Here is a 22,022-nt window from a genome sequence, read left to right on the forward strand (position 1 = left end):
AACGGGAAACCTTCCTAGTTCCGGCCGGGCTGCCAGCCGAGCACCCGGCGTTCGATGCCGAGCAGCGCGGCGTTGAACCCGTACCCGAGGATGCCCAGCAGCACGATCCACGCCCACATCTGGTCGAAGTCGTACGAACGCTGGGCGGCGAGCAGCGCGTAGCCGATGCCGTTGAGCGCCCCCACCAGTTCGGAGATCGCCATCAGGATCAGCGCGATCGAGAGCGACAGCCGCAGCCCGGCGAAGATCTTCGGCAGCGCCGAGGGCAGCACGACCAGCCCGATCCAGTACCGCTTCGGCGTGCGGAACGCGCGCGCCGTCTCCACCTTGACCTTGTCGACCGAGCGGACGCCGTCCACGGTGTTGAGCAGAACCGGCCACAGCGAACCGAAAATGATCGTCGCGGTCTGCATGCCCGGCCCGATGCCGAACAGGATGATGAACACCGGCACCAGCGCGGGCGGCGGAATGGCGCGGAAGAACGCGAAAAGCGGCCCTACGTAATCCATTCCGGTGCGCGAGCGGCCCAGCGCGGTGCCGAGCGCGACGCCGATCGCCACCGCCAGCAGCCAGCCGCCGAGCACCCGGCCGAGGCTCGGCAGGATGTGGTCGAACACCGAGTCGCCGAGGAACAGCTGCGAAGCCGGCCCGGAGAACCACAGTTTCGCGGCCGCGGCGGCGATCTTCGACGGCGGCGGGAAGAACACGCTCTGGCTCAGCTGGGTCGCGATCTCCCACAGCACCACCGCGATCACGAACAGCAGCCACTTGCGGGCGAACCCGCCGAGGCCGCGGCCCACCCGGCGCGTCACGGTGGACGGCTTCTCGACCACGCTCACGCGGCGGCTCCTTCGACGGCGTTGCTCCAACGGAACAGCCGGTGGCCAAGGCGTTCCAGGCCCTCGTTCACGAGGAAGCCGAGGATCCCGGCGATGACCGTTCCGGCGAGCACCAGGTCCATCCGGCCCGGCCCGGAACTGGCCTCGAGCACGAACTGCCCGATGCCGAGTTTCGCCCCGGCGAGGAATTCCGTGCTAATCACCAGGATCAGCGAAATCGCCGCGGACAGCCGGATTCCGGTGAACACGAACGGCGCGGCGTGCGGCAGCGCGACCGAGGTCAGCACTCGCGCACGCGGAGTTCCGTACGTGCGCGCGGTTTCCAGCAACAGCGGATCGATCTCAGCCAGCGCGTAGATGGTGTTGAAGAGAATCGGCCACACCGCGGCGTACACGGCCAGCGTGATCTTCGCTTCCGGACCGCCGCCGACGACGATCAGCACCAGCGGAATCAGTGCCACGGAAGGGATCGGCCGCAGGAATTCGACGATCGCCTTGGTCGCGTCGCGCAGCCAGCGGATACTGCCTAGCAGCAGACCAGCGGGCACCGCGATGGCGATCGAGATGAGCAGCGCGATCAGCCACGCGAGCACCGAAGCGATCACGTCGCGGACGAAGTCGACGTCGCCGAGCAGTTCGCCGATCCGGGCGAACACGACGGTCGGCGGGGGAAGGTCGTTCTGGTCGATCAGACCGGCCCGCACGACCGCCTCCCAGATCAGGAGGAAGCCGAGCAGGCCGGTCAGGTTCCGGACGAGGCGCACGTCAGGACGCGTTCGCCTGCGGGACGATCATCGACTGCACGTCGATCTTCGACTGGATGGAACCGAACTGCTGCAGCAGGTCCGGCACGCGCTGGATGCGCCGGGCGTCCAAAGTGGACTGGAAGGTGAGCAGCGTGGTGAGCTTCGCGGTCGCCTCGTCCACCTTCGAGAACTGGATCATCAGCGGCTCGATCTTGGAGCGGTCGGCCGATTCCTTGGTGGCGCGCAGCATCGCGCGCTGGAACGCGGCGACCGTCTTCGGGTTGGCGTCGGTGAACTTGCCGAGCGAACCGTAGCCCGCGGTCGGGAAGTCCTTGGTGCCGCCGGACGCGGTGTCGATGACCTCGACGGTGCCGTTGACCTTCGCCGACTGCGTGATGAACGGCTCGGTGAGGAAGCCCGCGTCGACGTCGCCGCGCTTGACCGCGGGGCCGATGTCCGGGAACCGCAGCGAAACCCACTTCACGTCGTTGAAGGGCACGCCGTTGTCGCGCATGACCGACTTGGTCAGGGTGTCGCAAATCGTGTTGGTGGCGGTGATCGCGATCCGCTTGCCCGCCAGGTCGTGCACGTTCTTGATGTTGCTGTTCGGCATCGCGACGACTTCGGTGCTCTTCGGACCGGCCGAAGAGGCGTCGGCGACGAGCTTGATGTCCGCGGCGCCCTTGCTCTTGGCGATGAAGAACGGCGTGTAGCTCGCGTAGGCGATGTCGACCTCGCCCGCCTGCAGCTTCTGCAGCGACGCGTCACCGCTGGCCGCGTCGACGGCTTCGACCTCGAGCCCCTCGTTCTTGAAGTAGCCGTTCTGGACCGCGAGGTGGAAGGGCACCACGTCGATCGTCGGCATGATCGAGACCTTGATCTTGGTCTTCTCGACCCCGGAGCCGCCGTTCGAACTGCTTGAACTGTCCGATCCGCCCAGCAGGCCGCAGCCGCTGGCGGTCATCGCGACACCGCCCGCCATCGCGAGCGACAGGAACCCGCGCCTGCCGTAACTGCGCCGGCCGCTCACCGCTTCATCAAACAAGGTCGCTCCTAGCAAATGGGCCCGCGTCTGGCATGGACGCGGGGGGAAGGTGGCTCATTGTCCGGAGTCACGCGGCTACTGTAGAGAACCAGGACGATCACTCACAATGGGTGTTCATATACGATTCAGAAGTGGTACTGGTCACTCGATCAGGTGATCGAATCCGCTGGTATGTCGGGGTAAGCGAACGACCCGTGGGTGCCCGCTGGGCCTTGATCCGCTGCCTGGGTGCTCTCCGGGCAACTTCTGGAGGGTTACAAATGGGCCAGGCGTTCGCTACCCTCTGCTCCTGCAATGTGAGGTGTGGACCACCGATGTAGTGAGAGCGCGACTTGGGAAAAGGCTCTCCGCGCACGCCGGCGACGAGCCGGCGCAGGGTGGCCTCGGCCGAACGGACTAAGAGATCGACCACGTGCGGGGACCGAACGTCATGCCAGACCTGAACCGATTCCGCGCCCGAGGCGACGGGCAGCCGCACCGCGAAGTCGATCTTTTCACTCGGAAGGGTGTAACAGTCCGGGCCGCGGTCCAGACCACTCAGGTGGCGGATCACCTGCCGGGAGCGTGCGCGTAGTGGCCACGAGCACGGCAGGTTCGGAATCAACGGGCACCTCGGGCCCGGACGGTGGTGCGGCGGTGCCGAACGAAGACACCGCGGGGGCAGGGGAGGCCTCCGCTCAGGACAACGCGGGAACCGCGCAGCAGCGGTCCTGGCTCGCGCTCGGCAACTGGCGATTGCGGTCCAAGCTCGCGCTCATTCTCCTCATCCCCACGGTCACCGCGCTGGTGCTCGGCGTGCTGCGCGTGGTCGACGACGTGCGGTCGGCGGTCGACCTCAACCACACCGCCAACCAGGTCGCCTTCGCCGAGAAGGTCACCGCGGTGGTGCACGACCTGCAGCGCGAGCGCGCGCTGGCCGTGGTCCGGATCTCCTCAGGCGACCCGCTGCGCCAGACCGGCCTCGACGCGCAGATGGCCAAGGTCGACCGCGACGTCGACGACCTGCGCAACGCCGCGGTCAACCTCGAAAGCGACGACCAGGCGGCCAGCGACCGCTACGCGCACGGCCTCCAGCGCCTCGACGCGCTGCGCCCGCTGCGCGCGGCGATGACCACGTCGGCCTACTCCGACCGCGCGGTGCTCGACACCTATTCCTCGGTGCTCGACTCGCTGATCCAGCTCGGCCGCGAGGTCTCCACCGCGACGACCGACCGCGACCTGCTCCGCCTCGGCACGAGCACGCAGTCGATCAGCGAGGCGAAGGAGTTCATCCTCCGCGGCGACTCCGCGCTGCAGATCGCCGCGTTCCGCGACGGCTTCCCCGGCAACCTGATCGACGAGACCCGGGCCGCCGAGGCCAGCGGCGACGCGTCGATCACCGCGTTCCTCGCCAACGCCACCGGCGACCAGGTCCAGCTCTACAACGACACCTACTCCGGACCCGAGGTCGACGAGCGTCGGCGGTTGCAGACACAGGCGTTCTCCTTCGCCCAGCAGAGCCAGCCGCTCAACCTCGACGGCACCAAACTCGGCCAGGACTCGACCGTCGCCGCGGACAAACTGCGCGCGGTCGAGGTCAACCTGCTGACCCAGCTGCGCGCGCAGGCCGACGAACTGGCCAGCAACGCGGTGCGGTCGGCGTGGGTCGGCGGCGTCATCGTCCTCGCCGCGCTGGTCGCCGCGCTGATGCTGATGCTCGTCATCGCCCGGCTGATGCTGCGCCCGCTGCGGGTGCTGCGGAAGACCGCGCTGGAAGTCGCCTACACCCGGCTGCCGGAAACCGTGCAGGCCATCCTGGACGACCCGGACCCGGTCAACGCCTCGAAGAAGGCGGTCGACCCGGTGCCGGTCCTCACCCGCGACGAGATCGGCGAAGTGGCGCGCTCGTTCGACGTGGTGCACGAGCAGGCGGTCAAGATGGCCGCCGAACAGGCATTGCTGCGCGAGAACGTCAACGGCATCTTCGTGAACCTGTCCCGGCGGTCGCAGCGGCTGGTGGAACGCCAGCTCGGCGTGATCGACCGGCTCGAGGCCGACGAGCAGGACCCGGACCATCTCGCGAGCCTGTTCGAACTCGACCACCTGGCCACCCGGTTGCGCCGGAACGGCGAATCGCTGCTGGTGCTTTCGGGCGCGGGCCTCGCGAAGTCGGTGCCCAAGCCGGTGCCCGCGGCCGACGTGATCGGCGCGGCGGTGTCGGAGATCGAGCAGTACGCCCGGATCGAGATCGGCATCGTGCCCGAGGTCGCGGTGCAGGGCCTCGCGATCCACGACCTCGTGCACGTGCTCGCGGAACTGCTCGACAACGCGACCTACTTCTCCGAACCGGAAACCAAGATCACCGTCCGCGCGGTCATCACGCGCAAGAAGGCGCTGGCGATCCAGGTCACCGACCACGGCGTCGGCATGAGCGAGGAGCGCCTGGCCGAGGTCAACGAGCGCCTCGCCGACCCGCCGGACCTGGACGTGTCGGTGACCCGGCGGATGGGTCTGTACGTGGTCGCGCGGCTTGCCCAGCGGCACGGCATCGAGGTGCGGTTGCGCGAGAACGAGGACATCGAAGGCGGCGTGATCGCCCGCGTCGTGGTCCCGGCCGAGCTGCTCACCCAGGTCCGGACCGTTTCGCCGACGATGCGGAACACCCCGCCGCCGCCGAACCGCAACGAGGTCTCGCACCCGAGCCTCCCGCCGGTCAACCGCGATCCGGAGCCGTCGAACCCGCTTCCGCTCGCGCCGCCGCCCTCGTCCGCCGAACTGACCGAGGCGATGGGCTCGGCGAATTCGGCGAACTCCGGCGGAGCGTCCGAGAACGGCGGCCTGGTCCCGCTCGACCAGCCGATCAGCCTCGACGACCTCGTCGCGGGCAACCGCGCGGCCGGTCCGTTCCTCAGCCCGGCGACGCCCGCTTCGGAAGCCCCGGCGTGGCCGACCGCCGAGGATCTCGCGCCGCTCACCCGCGAGTCCTACGGCGAGGGCGCGAGCCTGGCGCAGACCGAGTTCCCGCCGCTGGTGCTGCCGAAGCGGGAGCCGAAGTACGTCGCGCCGGAAGCGCCGAAGGAACAGCCGCCCGCCGAGCCGGACGGTTCCGCCGCGCTCGAGGACGACGTCCCCACCCGGCGGCTGCCGATCTACCAGTCGGTGCTGTCGCGCTGGTTCAGCGAGGGCGAGGACAGCGACCCCGGCACGGGAACGCCGCCGTCCGCCGCGGCGGAGCCGGACACCGCCGAGGCCCCCGCCGGCGAGCAGGAGGAAACTCCGGCCGAGCCGCGGGAGCGGGCGCTCGAATCGACGCCGCTCTACCCCGGTTCCGACGAGCCGGAAGACGACAGCTGGCACAGCGTCTCCGACGAGGGCTGGCAGGCGGCGCAGTCGCTGCTCGAGTCCAAGAACGAGGAGATCACGCCCGCCGGGCTGCCCAAGCGCGTGCCCAACGCGTACCTGGTCCCCGGCTCGATCGGGAACGCGCCGGAACCGGCGCAGCAGCAGAACTCGTTCACCGACGCGACCGCCGGAATGCCCGGGACGGGCGCCATCACCCGCTCGGCGACGGCTGCCCGCAGCCGGATGGCAAGCTTCCAGCGTGGGTACAAGTCCGGCAGGCACGCGCTGAAGGAGCGGCCGCCGGAAGCCCGGCTCGACGACGACGGGGTTCGCGTCACCGGGGCCGGGTATGTGAGCGACAGCAGTGAGGAGCGAGAGTGACACGGGCGGGAGTGCAGCCGGGAGGCGGCTCGGTGCAGCCGAACGGCAGGCAGGCCGGCGGCAGCGCGGCGAGCAGCTTCGCGTGGCTGATCACGGACTTCGTCCACCGGGTGCCCGGTGCGGCGCACGCGGTGGTCGTCTCGGCCGACGGTCTGCTGCTCGCGTCTTCGCGCGGGCTGCCGAAGGACCGGGCGGACCAGCTGGCGGCCGTCGCCTCGGGGCTGACCAGCCTCGCGCGCGGGGCGGCGAAGGTGTTCGAAGGCGGCCCGGTCGCGCAGACCGTGGTCGAGATGGCGAACGGATTCCTCTTCCTGATGTCGGTGTCCGACGGCTCGTGCCTCGCGGTGCTGGGCTCGCCGGAAAGCGACATCGGCTTGGTGGTGTACGAGATGACTCTGCTGGTCGAACGGGTCGGCCAGCAGCTGACACCGGAGATGCGGGCACAACTGCAGGGCGCTGCGGTCCGTCGCTAGGCGGGCCTAGGACTACAGGAGTAAACCGTGGACGACGGGCGCTTGCGCGGCGACGGCAGGCTCGGTGACGAGCACACCGGCGGCTGGGGCGATCGGGACGGCAGCCGGGAGGACTGGAAGTCCTTCCGGGACCGGGTCGACCGCGAATGGCGTTCGAGGGACGTCCAAGCCGCGGATTCCGAGCCGGTGCGGGAACCGCCGAACTGGCTGACCGATTCCAACGCCGGGCAGCAGCCGGGCATCACCGCGGTGCCCGGGTACCGCGAGCGGCTGCTCGGCGGACCCGGTTCGGAGCTGTTCGGCGGCGCGAGCGGACCGCTGTACGACTCGGCCGAGTTCGCCGCGTTCAGCGCCGAACGCGACGGGTCGCCCGGACCGTCCTCGAACGAGCTGGCCGCCGCGCTGCCGATGCAGGCGGCCGGAGAGTACGCGGACGAGCCCGCCGAGGTGGAGACCTCCGGGCTGGTCCGGCCTTATTTCCGCACCCGCGGGCGCACGAAGCCGACCTACGACCTCGCGATCGAGGCTCTGGTGTCGACGAGCGAACAGGGCCGGGTGCTCGACCGCGTCCGCGTGCCGGAGCACCGGTCGATCTGCGACCTGTGCCTCGACACCCGGTCGGTCGCCGAGGTGGCCGCGCTGCTGCGGCTGCCGCTCGGCGTGGTGCGGGTGCTGATTGGTGACGTGGCGGGCCTCGGCCTGGTGCTCGTGCACACGAGCAGCAGCACGAATTCGGGCGACCGCCCCAGTATCGAGTTCATGGAAAGGGTGCTCAGTGGGCTTCGGAGAATTTGACTCCGACGCGAACACACCGCATACGGGTCCGACCTCGTCGGCCAAGATCGTGGTCGCGGGTGGGTTCGGTTCGGGCAAGACGACTCTGGTCGGGGCGATCTCCGAGATCGACCCGCTGACCACCGAGGCCATGATGACCGAGGCCAGCGTGGGCCACGACGACGTGTCGGCCACGCCGAACAAGTCGACCACCACGGTGGCCATGGACTTCGGCCGGATCTCGCTCGACTCCGACCTGGTGCTGTACGTGTTCGGTACGCCGGGCCAGCACCGGTTCTGGTTCATGTGGGACGACCTCGCCGTCGGCGCGATCGGCGCGGTCGTGCTGGTGGACACGCGCCGGCTCGCGGACGCGTTCCCGTCCATCGACTTCTTCGAGAACCGGAAGCTGCCCTACGTCGTGGCGATCAACTGCTTCGACCGGCTGCTGCACCACCAGATCGAGGACGTGCGGCACGCGCTCACCATCTCGCCGTCGGTGCCGATCATGGCGTGCGACGCGCGGGAGCGGGAGTCGGCGAAGCAGGTGCTGATCTCCGTCGTGCAGCACGCGATCGCGCACGACACGGCTTTGCGGGCGGGCTAGTCCCGCCTGGTGTCCCCGTCGCCGGCTGCGAAGGAGGCGTCCGCCGACTCCCAGATTCCCGTAACACCCCGGTGCGGGTGCGGCCGTTGGAGTGAACTCCACGGGCTTCACCCGCATCGGGGAGTGGTGCCTCCGAGCGGGGCGGCTGAGCAGTCCCGTCCCCTCGCGGCCGAGGCCGACGGCCCCTGATCGGGGCGTCGGACCGGCGGTGACCTGCACGGACATCCTGCTGCGCACGGTGGCCGCCGCCACCACCGAGTGACCCGCGAATGCGTGGTTGTGCATGCGTTCGCGCGACGTTACATCCGGCAGACACGTACCGTGCCCGGGCACCCGCTCGACACGACCGGGTGCGTGAATACGCTGGAACGACGACTTCACCGCGGCCGGGCGAGGATGGGTCCGAGTGCGGGGAACGGGCGTCCGGCAGCGTTCGAGGAGCTTGGAGGGGCAGTGACCGATTCCGACCGGCCAGCGGACCAGGGCACGTTCAGCTGGCTGATCTCGGATTTCGTGCGCCGGGTCCCGGGTGCCGCGCACGCGGTGCTGGTCTCGGCGGACGGACTGATGCTCGCGCCGTCGGAGGGACTGCCGCAGGAGCGCGCCGAGCAGCTCTCCGCGGTGGCGTCCGGACTGATCAGCCTGACCCAGGGCGCGGCGCGGTGCTTCGAGGCGGGCGGCGTGAACCAGACCGTGGTCGAGATGGAACGCGGGTATCTCTTCCTGATGTCCGTCTCCGACGGGTCCTGCCTGGCCGTGCTCGCCGCGCCGACGTGCGACATCGGGACCGTCGCGTACGAGATGACCCTGCTGGTCGAGCGGGTCGGCGAGCAGATCACGCCGGAGCTGCGCGCGCAGTTGCAGGGCGGCGGGGTGCTGGGGTAGCCGATGAAGATCTCGGGTTTCGGAGACCAGGACACGGGCGCCTGGGACGCCCTCCACAAAGGCACGGAGCGGGAGTCGTTCGACTCGCCGAGCCGGTACGAGCTGAGTTCGCTGAGCCTGCGGTTGCCGCATCGGCAGCCTCGGTCCACGCCTCCTGCTTCGCGGCATGCCCAGCGTCCGGAGCCCGCGCCCCGTCCGGTGCCCGCGCCCGCGCCCGCGCCTGCCCCGCGTCCGGTGCAGCAGGCGGTCGCGCCGCGTCCGGTGGCCCCGCCGCCCGCGCCGGTGCGGGAGGAGGGCTGGGACGACGGCTACGAATGGGTCGAGGACGGCGAATCCGGTTACTGGGAAGAGCCGCGGGCAAGCCACCGCTGGGAAGAGCCGCCTGCCCGCCCCGCGGCGCACGACCCGTACTCGTTCGACGAGTACGCCGGTTCGCCCGGACCGGACGACCGCGTGGTGCCGCAGGGCTCGGCCTACCAGCGTCAGCACGTCGAACAGGCCACCCGCAGCAGGCACGCGCTGGCCGAAGAGCCCTCATACTCCGATCCGGGACCGGCGTCCGGAGTGTCCGAACTGGACCGGTTCTGGTCCGGTGAGGAGCCCGCGCAGCCGGAACCGCCCGCCCAGCCGACGAAGTCGCGGGTGCGGCCGTACGCGCGCACCCGCGGCCGGACCCACTCGGACCACAACCTCGCGCTCGAGGCCCTGGTCTCCACCAGCGACGAGGGCCGCCGCTACCGCGGGGTGCGCTCGATCGAGCACCGGCGGATCTGCGATCTGTGCCTGGACACCCGGTCGGTCGCGGAGATCGCCGCGCACCTGCACCTGCCGCTCGGAGTGGTGAAGGTCTTGGTGGGCGACATGGCGGACATCGGGCTGGTCATGCTGCACCAGACCGATCTGGTGCTGGGCGATCGCTCGTCGAGGGAGTTCATGGAGCGGGTGCTGCAGGGGCTGCGCAACCTCTGACGGCTGGGTTTCCGGCTGCGTGCCAGGTCCGAGACTGAAGTCAGTCTTCGACCAGCGCGGCGGAAGTGATGCGGTGCAACGGATACCGCTCGTGGTTCGCGCCCTCCAGCACCCCGCCACCGACCCGCAGCGGGCGCACGACGCGTTGGCTGGCCGTGCCACGGGAGTCGACGAAGCCGATCCAGACCTCGCGTTGTTCGAGCGTCGCGCGGGACAGCAGGTCGAGTGTCGCCGTTGTGTCCGCGCCTCCGCCGCCTGGCGCACGCACCGTCGAACCTCGCCGTCGGGCCGAAGCTTGGTCTCCGGCCCGGAGGTTCGACACGATCCGCGCCGCCTGTTCGTCGGTCAGCACGGCCTGTTCGCCGGGCCGGGCGCGGGCGGCCCGGGTGCGGGCGGGGAGGCGGCGTCCGGTGGGGCGCAGGTCGACTACCCGGCCGTCCGGGCCTTCCGCCGCGGGGGCGAAACCCGCGCCGCGCAAGGCTTCCAGTACCTCCGCCAAGGGCGCGGAGCTGATCAGCACCGTCGGCGCGATCATTCGCAGGTCGTACTCTGCGGCCACCGGGTTCGCGAGCACCTCGGCGAGCAATGCCTCGTCGTCGCAGCGCAGGAACGATCCCGCGGTGCCGCCGCGGAGGCGGCCGTGGCGGCGGGCGACGTCGTCGATCAGGTACGTGAGGCCTTGCGGCACCGGGGTCGCGGACTTGTTGCGGAACATCGCGTGTAGCTCGTCCGCGGTCCGTCCGGTGTCGAGCGCGCGGCGCACCGAAGGCTCGGTGACCCGGTAAACCGTTGCGTGCCCGGCGGATTCGACGTCCGCGACCGCGGCCATGTCCGCCGCCAGTTCCGGTTCCAGCGGGCCGGGCGCGACGACCGTCAGGTCTGCCTGCACCAGCACGTGGTCGACCGGCGCGGGCAGCGCGTCGTGCATCGCCTCGACCGCGCCGGAGCGGTCGTCCTCCAGCAGCAGTCGCGTGGCGGTGGTGAGGGCGCCGAGACCGACCAGGCCCAGCGCGGTCGCCTCGGACATCGTCCAGCGGACGGTTTCGTCGCGCAGCCGGCCGCCTCGCCGGGGCGCGCGCCAAGCCAGCACAGCCACCAGCTCGTCGACGCTTTTCACGCCCGCGCCCGGATTCAGCTCAGCCAGCGCGGAAAGCACGCGGTGCCGCGAAACCGGCGCGAGCGGCCGTCGCAACTCCTCGGACAACGGCGCGATCGGCTTGTCTTTCGCGTCCCGGCCCCCGGCGAGCCCGGGCAGCCGCGGAAGTTCCAGCCACGCCTGCGCGAGCGTCATCCACCGCTGCACCGACGGCGACGCGAGCCAGCTGTCGGTGAGCATGGTGGGCACGTATTCCGGGGCGGTGTTTTCGCTGTCCGCGACGAGTCCCGCGCCGACGACCAGCTCCACGAGCAGCGTCGCGCGCGTTTCGTCGACCTCGAGATCCTTGGCGACCTTCTTCAGCTCGCGCACGCCGAGGCCGCCCGCCTTGAGCACCGGCGGCGGCGAATCCGACCACATCCGCAGGAGGGATTCCGTCTGCCGCAACAACTCCATCGCTTCGCCGGCCGCGGTTTCGTCCACTGTGTCCGTCCGATGTGGATGGACGGGCAGCTCCGGCTCGACCAGCGTGTCCGGTTCGAAGGCGAGCCCGCCGCGCAGCAGCAGGCCGAGTTCGCGGGGCAGTTCGACGGTCTGGTCGTCCCGGCGCAGCAGCAGGCCGCGCGCGAGCAGCTTCTGCACCGGGGTGGCCGCGTCGGACAGCCCGACGTCGAAGCTCGCGTCCCGGGTGCGGCCGATCGGCGGTCCGGCGGCCAGCGCGGTGAGCACGGCCCGCTCGTCGTCGCCGACCTCCGCAAGCCGCGCGGCGATGTCGGTGGCGGCCAGCGCGGGCGACGACGCGCCGAGCCCGGCGGGGAACGGCCCGAGTGCGTCGCGGGCCGCGGGAGGCACGCGCAGTTCGTCGTCGGTGCCCCAGACGAGCGCGCGGGCACGCAGCCGGGCGAGCGGTTCGCTGACGTCGCGGCCGACCAGCGCGGTCACCGCGGACACCGGCGTCGGCTCGGCGTCGGCGCCAGCGACCAGCAGCGCGTCCAGCACCGCGAGGGTGAACGTGTCGAGGTCTTCGCAGGCGCGGGCGACCGACCCCGGGGTGCCCGCGCGGGTGGCGAGCACGGTGGTGTCGGACGGAGGAGGGGTGGACAGATCGCGACGCGTGCGCAGCAGTTCGGCGAGTGCGTCGTCGGACTCCGCACGCAGCCAGTCCGCCAGAGAGGTCGCGGGCATAGACACCCAGGATACCGGGCGGGTGCGCGCGCACGAGCGGTGTTCGGGCAGACTGTGTGCGAGTTTGCCGGACGAGGGCCTCGGAGGAAGCAGTGGCGAAGGGCGACAAGCAGAGCAAGGGCATCGACCCGACGTGGCCGGGCGAACCGGGCGAGCACCCGGTCACCGAGCTGTCCTCGGACCGGCAGGGGGCGCTTTCGCCGTTCGGCGACCTGACCTTCCCCCTCGACACGGTGCCCTACGTGCACCCGGAGACCGAGATCAACCGCTGACCTGCGGACCGCGTTCGGGAGCGCCGCGCGGGCGGCGCCCCCGAACCTGAAGTTACTGGTCAGTCACCCGGTTGGGGTCGGGTGGCGCGGGTCACCGGACTAGATTCGAGCCGTCCGAACCCACACCACCTGCGGGGAGTACGTGTCATGCCGGTTCCCGGTCCCGGGTATTCGATCACCGTCCGGGTCGAGGCCCCGGCCTCGTCCACGGCCGCGGGTGATCTCACCACCGCGGTCGGCCGCGTAGGCGGCGTGCTGACGGCGTTCGACGTCGTCGAATCGCACGCGGACATGATCGTGGTCGACATCAGCGCCAACGCGCTGTCGGAAAACCACGCGCAGGACATCACCCAGGCGCTCGATTCGCTGCCCGGCGTGCGGGTGCGCAAGGTCTCGGACCGGACGTTCCTGATCCACCTCGGCGGCAAGATCGAGGTCAGCCCCAAGGTCGCGCTCCGCAACCGCGACGACCTCTCCCGCGCGTACACGCCCGGCGTCGCCCGGGTGTGCCAGGCGATCGCGGCGAACCCCGAGGACGCGCGCCGGCTGACCATCAAGCGCAACACCGTCGCGGTGCTCACCGACGGCTCCGCCGTGCTCGGCCTCGGCAACATCGGCCCGGCCGCCGCGCTGCCGGTGATGGAGGGCAAGGCGGCGCTGTTCAAGAAGTTCGCCGGCGTCGACGCGTGGCCGGTCTGCCTGGACACCCAGGACACCGAAGAGATCATCATGATCGCGAAGGCGCTCGCGCCGGTGTACGCGGGCATCAACCTCGAGGACATCGCCGCGCCTCGCTGCTTCGAAATCGAGAAGCGGCTGCGCGAGCAGCTGGACATCCCGGTCTTCCACGACGACCAGCACGGCACCGCGATCGTCGTGGTCGCCGCGCTGCGCAACGCGCTGCGCGTGGTCGGGAAGAACATCGAGGACTGCAAGATCGTGGTCAGCGGCGTCGGCGCGGCCGGGTCCGCGATCATCCGCCTGCTGCTGCGCAAGAACCCGGGCGACATCGTGGCCGCCGACATCGACGGCATCGTCTACCCCGACCGCGGCAACCTCGACGACAACCTGACCTGGATCGCCGAGCACACGAACAAGGACGGCAAGTCCGGCACGCTGCACGACGCGCTGGTCGGCGCGGACGTCTTCATCGGCGTCTCGGCCCCGAACCTCTTCGGCGCGGAGCAGGTCGCCACGATGAACGACGACGCGGTCGTCTTCGCGCTGGCCAACCCGGACCCGGAGATCGACCCGCTGGAGGCGCAGAAGCACGCCGCGGTCGTCGCCACCGGCCGCAGCGACTTCCCGAACCAGATCAACAACGTCCTGGCCTTCCCGGGCGTCTTCCGCGGCCTGCTCGACGCCGCCGCGCACAACATCGACGACAACATGCTGCTGGCCGCCGCCGACGCGATCGCCGACGTGGTGGACAACGGCAAGCTCAACGCGTCGTTCATCGTGCCGAGCGTGTTCGACAGCGCGGTGGCCCCGGCGGTCGCGGAAGCGGTGCGCAACGCGGTGCGGGCGGAACGCGGGCAGTAGCCTCGCGGGCGTGAGTGAACTCAGCCATGTCGACGAGTCCGGCGCCGCCCGGATGGTCGACGTCTCCGGCAAGACCGCGTCCGCGCGCACCGCGCTGGCCGGCGGGACCGTCCACACCACGGCGGAGGTCGTCGGCCTGCTTTCGGCCAACGGCCTTCCCAAGGGCGACGCGCTGGCGACCGCGCGGATCGCCGGGATCATGGGCGCCAAGCGGGTGCCCGAGCTGATCCCGTTGTGCCACCAGATCGCGCTGTCCGGGGTCAAGGTGGAGTTCGAACTGGCCGAGACCGCCGTGCACATCAGCGCGACAGCCAAGACCAAGGACGTCACCGGGGTCGAGATGGAGGCGCTCACCGCCGTCGCGGTCGCCGGGCTGACGCTGCACGACATGATCAAGGCCGTCGACCCGGCCGCGACGCTCGACAACGTGCGGCTGCTCCGCAAGGACGGCGGCAAGACCGGGACCTGGGAGCGGCCATGACCAAGACCGCGCGCGTCATCGTCGCGTCGAACCGCGCCGCGCGAGGCGTCTACGAGGACAAGACCGGCCCGGTGCTCGTCGCCTGGCTGGCCGACCGGGGCTACAACGTCCCGCCGCCGGTCGTCGTCGAGGACGGCGACCCGGTGGGCGTCGCGCTGCGGGCCGCGGTGTCCGACGGCGTCCAGGTGATCCTCACCACCGGCGGCACCGGCATCTCGCCGACCGACCGGACCCCGGACGTCACCCGCGCGGTGCTGGACTACGAGCTGCCCGGGGTCGCGGACGCGATCCGCGCGGCCGGGCTGCCGAAGGTGCCCACCGCGGTCCTGTCGCGCGGCGTGGCCGGGGTCGCGGGCCGGACCCTCGTGGTGAACCTTCCGGGGTCGAGCGGCGGCGTGAAGGACGGTCTGCGGGTCTTGGCGGACATTCTCGAGCACGCGGTGGACCAGCTGGCCGGTGGAGACCACCCGCGCGAGACCGCGCCGTCGGGTCCCGCGGTCCGGATCCTGCGGGCGGAGGTGAGCGACCAGCCGCTGTCGGTGGAAGAACACGCGCGCCTGGTGGAGGACGACGCGGCGGGCGCCGTGGTCACGTTCTCCGGCGTGGTCCGCGACCACGACGGCGGCAAGGGCGTGCGCGATCTGACCTACGAGGGCCACCCGACGGCCCGGGACGTGCTCGCCGAGGTGGTCAACGACCTGGCGGCGCGCTGGAAGGGCGTACGGGCGGTGGCGGTGAGCCACCGGGTCGGCGCGCTGACGATCGGCGATGTGGCGCTCGCCTGCGCGGTCGCCGCCGAGCACCGCGGCCAGGCGTTCATCGCGTGCGCGGAGCTGGTGGACGAGGTGAAGGCGCGGCTTCCGGTGTGGAAGCACCAGCACTTCACCGACGGCACCGACGAGTGGGTCAACTCGCCCTGATTCTCGTCGTGAGTGGCGATGCCGGTTCTAACCGGCATCGCCACTCACGAGCCCGGAGACGACGAAGGGCCCCACCGCCAGGGGATTTGCCGCGGTGGGGCCCTTCGGGCGTTCTGTCACAGCAGTCGCTGCGCCGGAACCAGCCTCACGAGGAGGCCAGGGTTCACTTGGTGGCGAGCTTCTGGCCGACCACGATGAAGTTCGGGTTCGACACGTACTGCTTGTTCAGGTCCTGCAGCTTCTGGTAGCCGCCCTGGATGTTGTGCTCCTTGGCGATCTTCGAGAGCGTGTCGCCAGCCTTGACGGTGTAGTCGCCGTTCGGGTTGGAGTTCGCCACCAGCGCGGCGACCGGCTGGGTCACCTTCTTCGGGGCGACGCTCTTCGGGGTCGCCTTCTTCTTGGCGGCGGTGCTCTTCTTCGGGGTCGCCTTGTGCGAAGAGGCCGAGGAACCGGCCTTCTTGCTGCACACCGGCCACGCGCCGGGGCCCTGGCCCTGCATCACGCGCTCGGCGACAGCGATCTGCTGCTCACGCGACGCGCCCTGCGGGCTGCCGGTGCCGCCGTAGGCCTTCCAGGTGCTCTGGGTGAACTGGAGGCCACCGTAGTAGCCGTTTCCGGTGTTGGTGCTCCAGTTGCCGCCGCTCTCGCACTGCGCGATGGCGTCCCAGTTGGTCGCCGACGCGGGGGTCGCGGCGATCGCGAGGGGGGCGCCGACCGCGATACCCGCGACTGCGACACGGGCAATGGTGCGGGTGGCGGCGGACATCTTGCGGTGCTTGCCTCGGTAAGACATCTGAAAACTTCTCGATTCCTGCGCCTACGAGCACGATGCTGCGGGTCGGGTTGGGAGCCCGTCCGCCCGTTGCCGGGCGGCTGACGCGGACGTCGCACGACGCGCCGTCTTCGTCCCCTCGTCTCTGTCCGGAAATGCTTTCGCTCGGGGTATGGGTCCGGGGATCCGTTGGACAGAGCTGGGCGCTACGGATTCCCGGTGTTGCGTGGTCGGTCGGGGCCAACCGAAAAGCGACGGTACGTAATTCGCGGCGTGATCGGAAATCATTCGGGGTGTGACCTACGTCACAGTAACGGCACGCAACCTGCCTCGATCCGGCTGTTTCCGCTGGTCAGAGCGTCGTTATCTGCCCGTTTTCTTGCCGAGATATTTCACGGATCGTGAGGCTTGGGTCACGTCGATAAGGCGTCAAGGGGCCATTCGCAGCAGATAAGGGCGGGCACTCTAAACCACTCGTCAACTGTCGGCCACTGCCCGCCGAGTGGTTCTTTGAGCAGCGGAAATACGCCGTGAGCGAAACGCTTCGGAGAGTAGGGATAAAGCGTGCCGACCGCTCAGCGCGCCAGTGCCGCCATTCGCCGTGGTCCGGACCAATCGGCCGGGAACCGGCGCTCCGGCGGCCAGCGCGGCGCTCAGCCGCGTGAACGGGGGCTTTCCGGCGGCTCATCCGCCGGCGAACGGCGGGAGGACGTCCAGGCGGGCCCCGTCACTGAGCGTGCGGCCGCGATCGCGCACCGCCACCTCGTTGACCAGGAAGCTCGCCGCGTCGAGAACGCGGGAAAGTTGCCCGGGGTGCAGCTCGCGCAGCGCCTGGACGGCGTCGGCCACCGTCGCGCCCGCCGCCAGCTCCACCTTCTCCTCCTCGGCTCCCGCCGCGGCCCGCGCCGAGGCGAAGTACCGGACGACGACCGTCATCGAGGAAGAGGGCACCGAAGGAGAGGTCATGGCTCAGCCGCCGATCGCGCTCATCGGCCGGATCGGCTGCGCGAAGCCGGCCTCGTTGATCTCGTGGCCCGCGAGCTTGCGCCACATCGTGGCCCGCCACGCGTCCGCCACCTCCTCGTCGCGCGCGCCCGCGCGCACGAGGGCGCGCAGGTCTGTCTCGTCGTTCGAGAAGAGGCAGGAGCGGACGGCGCCGTCGGCGGTCAGCCGGGTGCGCTCGCAGGCGGAGCAGAACGGCCTGGTCACCGATGCGATCACGCCCACGTCGCCCGGACCGCCGTCGACCAGCCAGCGCTCGGCGGGCGCGCCGCCGCGCGGGGCCGGGAACGGGGAGAGGGTGAAGGCCTCGCCGAGCATCGCGAGGATCTCCTCGGCGGTGATCATGTCGCGGCGGTTCCAGCCGTGCTGCGCGTCCAGCGGCATCTGCTCGATGAACCGCAGGTGATAGCCCTCTTCGAGGCAGAACCGCAGCAGCGGCACCGCCTCGTGCTCGTTGTAGCCGCGCATCAGCACGGAGTTGATCTTGACCGGCGACAGCCCGGCGTCGCGGGCGGCGGCGAGGCCGGCCAGCACGTGCGGCAGCCGGTCGCGGCGGGTCAGCTCGGCGAAGCGCTCGCGGTCGATGGTGTCCAGCGACACGTTGATCCGGTCGAGCCCGGCCGCGACGAGGCCGGGGGCGCGTTTGGCCAGCCCGATCCCGTTGGTGGTCATGGACACCCGGGGGCGCGGTTCGAGCGCGGTGATCCGCTCGACGATCTTTTCCAGTCCCGGGCGCAGCAGCGGTTCGCCGCCGGTCAGCCGGATGTCGGTGACGCCGAGCAGCTCCACCGCGATCCGCATCAGCCGGACCAGCTCGTCGTCGGTCAGCACCTGCTCGCTCGGCATCCAGTCGAGGCCCTCGGCCGGCATGCAGTACGTGCAGCGCAGATTGCACCGGTCGGTGAGGGAGACTCGCAGGTCGGTCGCGACGCGCCCGAAGGAATCGACGAGACCGGGGTGCTCGGGCCGGGGCGTGCCGGACGGACCTCGGTTGCCGGGGACGCGAGGAAACCCGAGATGCACTGCTGTCATTACGCTGAGGATAGCTTGCGGCGCCGCGGAAGGCAGTCTTGCGAAAATCCTGGAAACCACCCTCGGTTCCGATGTGGAGGCACTCGGTGAGCACCGCGGATACGAACAGTGAGCTGACTCACTTCGCGGCGCTGGCGGCTCAGCTGCGCACGCACCTCGTCCTCCAGCACGCTCGCGACGCCGCCCGCGAAGGGCTCTCCGCGACCGAACTGCAGGCTCTCGAACTCGCCGGGCACCCCGCGGATTCCCTTACGCCAGGCCGGATCGGGCAGCTCACCGGGTTGTCGACGGGTGCGGTGACCGGTGTGCTCGACCGGCTCGAGAAGGCCGGTCTGGTGCTGCGCGAACGCGACCGCACCGACCGCCGGAAGGTGCTCGTGACGATCACCGCCGCCGGCCGGGAGAGGCTCGCCGCGGTCTCCGCGCGGGTCGAGCGGCGGCTCGCCGGGGTGCTCGCGGAGTTCGCTTCCGCGGAACGGAAAGTCCTCGGGCGTTATCAGTTCGCAATGCTCGAAGCGTTACGCGAAAACGCGCCTCGCGCATAGCTTTTCCGCATCTGCGGGGATAATGTTCCGGCCATGCCGCAATTTCGGTTGTCCGAGGCCGCCCGGCTGCTCGGCGTAAGCGACGACACCGTCCGCCGGTGGGTTCGCGCGGGGCAGCTGACCGCGACGGACGACGCCGCGGGCCGCAAGGTCGTCGACGGGGCCCAGCTCGCCGGGTTCGCCCGGGCGCAAGCGTCCGAACCGGACGATCCGTCGGCGGTCGGCCGCTCGGCCCGCAACCGCTTCGTCGGGCTCGTCACCGAGGTCGTCGCCGACAAGGTGATGGCGCAGGTCGAACTGCAGTGCGGGGCGCACCGGGTGGTGTCACTGATGAGCACCGAGGCGGTGCGCGAACTCGGGCTGCGCCCGGGCGTGCTCGCGGTCGCCGTGGTCAAGGCGACCACCGTCGTGGTGGAAACCCCGGAAGGATCCAGATGAAGAAGCTCGCCCTCGTCGGCGCCGCGTCGCTCGCGCTTCTCGCTAGTGCGTGCAGTTCCGGCGACCAGCCCAGTTCCGCTCCGGGTGCGGGTTCCGCGCCCGCTCCGGCCGGCGGCGCGAGCGGCACGCTGACCGTGTTCGCCGCGGCCTCGCTCACCGAGTCGTTCAACGCGCTGGGCAAGCAGTTCGAGGCCGCGCACCCGGGCGTCAAGGTCACCTTCGACTACGAGGGTTCCTCCGCGCTCGTGCAGAAGCTGGACAACGGGGCCAAGGCCGACGTGTTCGCCTCGGCGGACCAGAAGAACATGGACAAGGCCGTGCAGGACGGCGTCATCGACGGCCAGCCGGCGGTGTTCGCCACCAACAAGCTCGCGATCGCCGTGGCCAAGGGGAACCCGAAGGGCGTCAAGACCTTCGCCGATCTCACCAAGCCGGGACTGAACGTGGTCGTGTGCGCGCAGCAGGTGCCGTGCGGTTCGGCGACGCGGAAGGTCGAGCAGAGCACCGGGACCGCGCTCAAGCCGGTGAGCGAGGAGACGAACGTCAAGCAGGTGCTGGCCAAGGTCCAGTCGGGCGACGCCGACGCCGGGCTGGTGTACGTCACCGACGCGACGTCGGCGGCGGGCAAGGTGGACAAGGTCGACTTCCCGGAGTCCTCGGGCGTGGTGAACCAGTACCCGATCGCGGTCGTGAAGAACGCTCCGCAGGCGGCGCTGGCGAAGCAGTTCACCGATTTCGTCCTCGGGGCGCAGGGCAAGGCCGAACTGGCCAAGGTCGGTTTTGGGCCTGGCAAGTAAGGCGGCCGGGACCCGGCCGCCGCACGCCCGGGTGCCGCTGCTCCTCTGGTTCCCCGCCGTCGCCGCGCTCGCGCTCGTCGTGCTGCCGGTCGTCGGTCTGCTCGTGCGGTCCGATCTGACCCGGCTGCCGTCGCTGCTGGTGACGCCCTCGTCGCTGAACGCGCTCCGGCTGTCGCTGGTGACCGCCGCACTGTCCACAGTGGCCTGTGTGGTGCTCGGGGTCCCGCTGGCGGTCGTGCTGGCCCGCTCCCGGGTGCCGGGCGTGCGGATGCTGCGGTCGATCGTGCTGCTGCCGCTCGTGCTGCCGCCGGTGGTCGGCGGCTTGGCCCTGCTGTACCTCTTGGGCCGCAAGGGTTTTCTCGGCATTCTGCTCACCTGGCTGACCGGCGAGCAGGTGCCGTTCACGACGGCCGCGGTGGTCATCGCGCAGACGTTCGTGGCGATGCCGTTCCTCGTCGTCAGCCTGGAAGGTGCGCTGCGCGGTTCCGGCGACCGCTACGAGCAGGTCGCCTCGACCCTCGGCGCGCGCCCGTGGACGGTGTTCCGCCGGGTGACGCTGCCGTTGCTGCTGCCCGCGCTCGGCTCCGGCGTGGTGCTGAGTTTCGCTCGCGCGCTGGGCGAATTCGGCGCGACCATCACGTTCGCGGGCAGTCTGGAAGGCGTGACCCGGACGCTGCCGCTCGAGGTCTACACGCAGGCCGAAGTGGACATCGACAGCGCGGTCGCGCTCGCGTTGCTGCTCATCGTGGTCGCGATCCTGGTCATCGCGGTCGCGCGGCCGCGGTCGTGGGAAGGCGGGCTGCGGTGACGCTTTCCGCGAAGCTGGCGCTGACCCGCGGCGAGTTCTCGCTCGACGTCGAGTTCACCGTGCCCGGCGGCACCGTGCTCGCGCTGCTCGGACCCAACGGCTCCGGGAAGTCCACTGTGCTCGGTGGCCTCGCCGGTCTGTTGACGGTGACCTCGGCCGACGTCACGCTCGCCGGCCGACGGCTGGCTGGGAACGGCGTCGACCTGCCGCCGCACGAACGGCGGATCGGGCTGCTGTCCCAGGACGCACTGCTCTTCCCGCATCTGTCCGCAATGGACAATGTCGCGTTCTCGCCGCGCTCGACCGGAACCGGACGGGCGGAGGCGCGAGCGCTCGCCACGCGCTGGCTGTCCGAAGTGGACGCCGCGGAATTCGCGAACCGGCGGCCGAGCCAGCTGTCCGGCGGACAGCAGCAGCGGGTAGCGATCGCGCGAGCGCTGGCGTCCGCGCCGGATCTGCTGCTGCTGGACGAACCCTTCGCCGCACTCGATGTGGACTCGGCTCCGGCGATCCGCGGCCTGCTGCGCCGAGTGTTGCGCGACGGCCCGACGACCGTGCTGGTCACCCACGATCCGCTGGACGCACTGGCGCTGGCCGACCACGTCGCGGTGATGAACGGCGGCCGAATCGTCGAACGCGGCCCGACGCGGGAGGTGCTGGCCGCGCCGCGCACGCCGTTCACCGCACGGATCGCGGGGCTGAACCTGGTTTCCGGCGTGGCGGTGGCGGACGGATTGCTTACGCCGTCCGGTGAGGTGGTGACGGGATTGCTGACGCCGGACACCGTGGTGGACGAGCCGGCGGTCGCGGTATTCGCGCCGAACGCGGTCGCGGTTTATCCGCATGACGGCGAGCACCACGGCAGCCCGCGCAACACGATCGACGCCATCGTCGCCGCACTGGAACCGCACGGCCCGGTAATCCGCGTCCGGACCGAGGGCGACGGCTGGGCACACGGCCTGACCGCCGATCTCACCCCGGCCGCCGTCGCGGAACTCGCGTTGGAGCCCGGTTCGGCGGTGACGCTGTCGGTGAAGGCCGCGACCGTGGCGGTGCACCCGGCCGCGGCCTCCTGAGCCGGGCGTCCCCCCA

22 protein-coding genes are annotated in these 22,022 nt (G+C 70.6%); 15 read left to right on the forward strand and 7 right to left on the reverse strand.

Annotated features, from left to right (window positions below):
* Window positions 1–14: 14 nt before the first annotated feature.
* Genes F9C11_RS10780 through F9C11_RS10790 form a run of 3 tightly spaced genes read right to left on the reverse strand, consistent with a single transcriptional unit; the run spans window position 15 to window position 2,567 of the window.
* Complete coding sequence (locus F9C11_RS10780) at window positions 15–839, reverse strand: ABC transporter permease (protein ID WP_409184723.1); 825 nt, start codon at window positions 837–839, stop codon at window positions 15–17.
* Window positions 836–1,603, reverse strand: coding sequence for an ABC transporter permease (locus F9C11_RS10785; RefSeq protein WP_409184724.1), 768 nt, complete (start codon window positions 1,601–1,603; stop codon window positions 836–838). Before F9C11_RS10785 ends, F9C11_RS10780 begins: the two co-directional genes overlap by 4 nt.
* A 1-nt stretch (window position 1,604) precedes the next feature.
* A complete protein-coding gene (locus F9C11_RS10790) occupies window positions 1,605–2,567 on the reverse strand; it encodes an ABC transporter substrate-binding protein (protein ID WP_409186868.1) in 963 nt (320 codons plus the stop codon).
* Window positions 2,568–3,266: 699 nt separating this feature from the next.
* Here F9C11_RS10790 and F9C11_RS10795 point away from each other — a divergent pair.
* The 6 genes from F9C11_RS10795 to F9C11_RS10820 all read left to right on the forward strand — a co-directional run bounded on the left by F9C11_RS10795 (window position 3,267) and on the right by F9C11_RS10820 (window position 10,040).
* The gene (locus F9C11_RS10795; protein ID WP_409184725.1) at window positions 3,267–6,332 is read left to right on the forward strand and encodes a nitrate- and nitrite sensing domain-containing protein; all 3,066 of its coding nucleotides are present in this window, start codon (window positions 3,267–3,269) and stop codon (window positions 6,330–6,332) included.
* Window positions 6,329–6,805, forward strand: a complete 477-nt coding sequence (locus F9C11_RS10800) for a roadblock/LC7 domain-containing protein (RefSeq protein WP_369871052.1) — start codon at window positions 6,329–6,331, stop codon at window positions 6,803–6,805. Before F9C11_RS10795 ends, F9C11_RS10800 begins: the two co-directional genes overlap by 4 nt.
* Window positions 6,806–6,832: 27 nt before the next feature.
* A complete protein-coding gene (locus F9C11_RS10805) occupies window positions 6,833–7,600 on the forward strand; it encodes a DUF742 domain-containing protein (RefSeq protein WP_409184726.1) in 768 nt (255 codons plus the stop codon).
* A complete protein-coding gene (locus F9C11_RS10810) occupies window positions 7,581–8,186 on the forward strand; it encodes an ATP/GTP-binding protein (RefSeq protein WP_009083957.1) in 606 nt (201 codons plus the stop codon). The genes F9C11_RS10805 and F9C11_RS10810 overlap by 20 nt, the downstream gene beginning before the upstream one ends.
* A 453-nt stretch (window positions 8,187–8,639) precedes the next feature.
* Window positions 8,640–9,071 carry a roadblock/LC7 domain-containing protein gene (locus F9C11_RS10815; protein ID WP_009083953.1) on the forward strand — a complete coding sequence of 144 codons (432 nt, stop codon included), beginning with the start codon at window positions 8,640–8,642 and terminating at the stop codon, window positions 9,069–9,071.
* Window positions 9,072–9,074: 3 nt separating this feature from the next.
* Window positions 9,075–10,040, forward strand: a complete 966-nt coding sequence (locus F9C11_RS10820; RefSeq protein WP_409184727.1) for a DUF742 domain-containing protein — start codon at window positions 9,075–9,077, stop codon at window positions 10,038–10,040.
* 40 nt (window positions 10,041–10,080) lie between these two features.
* On the opposite strand, the gene F9C11_RS10825 is transcribed toward F9C11_RS10820, so the two are convergent.
* Window positions 10,081–12,321 carry a helicase-associated domain-containing protein gene (locus F9C11_RS10825; RefSeq protein WP_409184728.1) on the reverse strand — a complete coding sequence of 747 codons (2,241 nt, stop codon included), beginning with the start codon at window positions 12,319–12,321 and terminating at the stop codon, window positions 10,081–10,083.
* Between the two features lie 92 nt (window positions 12,322–12,413).
* Between F9C11_RS10825 and F9C11_RS10830 the strand changes: the two genes are divergently transcribed.
* From F9C11_RS10830 to F9C11_RS10845, 4 genes are all read left to right on the forward strand, one after another.
* Window positions 12,414–12,593, forward strand: a complete 180-nt coding sequence (locus tag F9C11_RS10830) for a hypothetical protein (RefSeq protein ID WP_409184729.1) — start codon at window positions 12,414–12,416, stop codon at window positions 12,591–12,593.
* Between the two features lie 147 nt (window positions 12,594–12,740).
* Window positions 12,741–14,135: an NAD-dependent malic enzyme gene (locus F9C11_RS10835; RefSeq protein ID WP_409184730.1), complete on the forward strand. Its 1,395-nt coding sequence runs from the start codon at window positions 12,741–12,743 to the stop codon at window positions 14,133–14,135.
* Between the two features lie 10 nt (window positions 14,136–14,145).
* On the forward strand, window positions 14,146–14,616 hold the full coding sequence (gene moaC / locus F9C11_RS10840; RefSeq protein ID WP_078560995.1) for a cyclic pyranopterin monophosphate synthase MoaC: 471 nt from the start codon (window positions 14,146–14,148) through the stop codon (window positions 14,614–14,616).
* Window positions 14,613–15,536, forward strand: a complete 924-nt coding sequence (locus tag F9C11_RS10845) for a molybdenum cofactor biosynthesis protein MoaE (protein WP_409184731.1) — start codon at window positions 14,613–14,615, stop codon at window positions 15,534–15,536. Before moaC ends, F9C11_RS10845 begins: the two co-directional genes overlap by 4 nt.
* Window positions 15,537–15,699: 163 nt before the next feature.
* On the opposite strand, the gene F9C11_RS10850 is transcribed toward F9C11_RS10845, so the two are convergent.
* The 3 genes from F9C11_RS10850 to moaA all read right to left on the reverse strand — a co-directional run bounded on the left by F9C11_RS10850 (window position 15,700) and on the right by moaA (window position 18,342).
* Window positions 15,700–16,329 carry a transglycosylase family protein gene (locus tag F9C11_RS10850; protein WP_409184732.1) on the reverse strand — a complete coding sequence of 210 codons (630 nt, stop codon included), beginning with the start codon at window positions 16,327–16,329 and terminating at the stop codon, window positions 15,700–15,702.
* A gap of 663 nt (window positions 16,330–16,992) precedes the next feature.
* Window positions 16,993–17,244 (reverse strand): MoaD/ThiS family protein, encoded by a 252-nt coding sequence (locus tag F9C11_RS10855; RefSeq protein ID WP_409184733.1) that lies wholly within the window; start codon window positions 17,242–17,244, stop codon window positions 16,993–16,995.
* Window positions 17,245–17,277: 33 nt separating this feature from the next.
* Window positions 17,278–18,342, reverse strand: coding sequence for a GTP 3',8-cyclase MoaA (moaA, locus tag F9C11_RS10860; RefSeq protein WP_409184734.1), 1,065 nt, complete (start codon window positions 18,340–18,342; stop codon window positions 17,278–17,280).
* Between the two features lie 86 nt (window positions 18,343–18,428).
* Here moaA and F9C11_RS10865 point away from each other — a divergent pair, with 86 nt between their 5' ends.
* Genes F9C11_RS10865 through F9C11_RS10885 form a run of 5 tightly spaced genes read left to right on the forward strand, consistent with a single transcriptional unit; the run spans window position 18,429 to window position 22,006 of the window.
* Window positions 18,429–18,887, forward strand: coding sequence for a MarR family transcriptional regulator (locus F9C11_RS10865; RefSeq protein ID WP_409184735.1), 459 nt, complete (start codon window positions 18,429–18,431; stop codon window positions 18,885–18,887).
* 33 nt (window positions 18,888–18,920) lie between these two features.
* Complete coding sequence (locus F9C11_RS10870) at window positions 18,921–19,325, forward strand: molybdopterin-binding protein (protein ID WP_009083933.1); 405 nt, start codon at window positions 18,921–18,923, stop codon at window positions 19,323–19,325.
* Window positions 19,322–20,122 (forward strand): molybdate ABC transporter substrate-binding protein, encoded by an 801-nt coding sequence (modA, locus tag F9C11_RS10875; RefSeq protein WP_409184736.1) that lies wholly within the window; start codon window positions 19,322–19,324, stop codon window positions 20,120–20,122. The genes F9C11_RS10870 and modA overlap by 4 nt, the downstream gene beginning before the upstream one ends.
* A gap of 31 nt (window positions 20,123–20,153) precedes the next feature.
* Window positions 20,154–20,930 (forward strand): ABC transporter permease, encoded by a 777-nt coding sequence (locus F9C11_RS10880; RefSeq protein ID WP_409186869.1) that lies wholly within the window; start codon window positions 20,154–20,156, stop codon window positions 20,928–20,930.
* Window positions 20,927–22,006 (forward strand): sulfate/molybdate ABC transporter ATP-binding protein, encoded by a 1,080-nt coding sequence (locus F9C11_RS10885; protein ID WP_409184737.1) that lies wholly within the window; start codon window positions 20,927–20,929, stop codon window positions 22,004–22,006. The genes F9C11_RS10880 and F9C11_RS10885 overlap by 4 nt, the downstream gene beginning before the upstream one ends.
* The last annotated feature ends 16 nt before the right edge of the window (window positions 22,007–22,022 follow it).

The sequence above is a fragment of the Amycolatopsis sp. VS8301801F10 genome (assembly GCF_046195355.1).
Lineage (GTDB): Bacteria > Actinomycetota > Actinomycetes > Mycobacteriales > Pseudonocardiaceae > Amycolatopsis.

What these genes read in the sequence shown, in the direction of transcription:
- moaA (WP_409184734.1), bottom strand. Translation starts at nt 18,342, where the DNA reads ATGACAGCAGTGCATCTCGGGTTTCCTCGCGTCCCCGGCAACCGAGGT.
- F9C11_RS10835 (WP_409184730.1), top strand. Translation starts at nt 12,741, where the DNA reads ATGCCGGTTCCCGGTCCCGGGTATTCGATCACCGTCCGGGTCGAGGCC.
- F9C11_RS10825 (WP_409184728.1), bottom strand. Translation starts at nt 12,321, where the DNA reads ATGCCCGCGACCTCTCTGGCGGACTGGCTGCGTGCGGAGTCCGACGAC.
- F9C11_RS10820 (WP_409184727.1), top strand. Translation starts at nt 9,075, where the DNA reads ATGAAGATCTCGGGTTTCGGAGACCAGGACACGGGCGCCTGGGACGCC.
- F9C11_RS10850 (WP_409184732.1), bottom strand. Translation starts at nt 16,329, where the DNA reads ATGTCTTACCGAGGCAAGCACCGCAAGATGTCCGCCGCCACCCGCACC.
- F9C11_RS10870 (WP_009083933.1), top strand. Translation starts at nt 18,921, where the DNA reads ATGCCGCAATTTCGGTTGTCCGAGGCCGCCCGGCTGCTCGGCGTAAGC.
- modA (WP_409184736.1), top strand. Translation starts at nt 19,322, where the DNA reads ATGAAGAAGCTCGCCCTCGTCGGCGCCGCGTCGCTCGCGCTTCTCGCT.
- F9C11_RS10845 (WP_409184731.1), top strand. Translation starts at nt 14,613, where the DNA reads ATGACCAAGACCGCGCGCGTCATCGTCGCGTCGAACCGCGCCGCGCGA.
- F9C11_RS10855 (WP_409184733.1), bottom strand. Translation starts at nt 17,244, where the DNA reads ATGACGGTCGTCGTCCGGTACTTCGCCTCGGCGCGGGCCGCGGCGGGA.
- F9C11_RS10790 (WP_409186868.1), bottom strand. Translation starts at nt 2,567, where the DNA reads ATGGCGGGCGGTGTCGCGATGACCGCCAGCGGCTGCGGCCTGCTGGGC.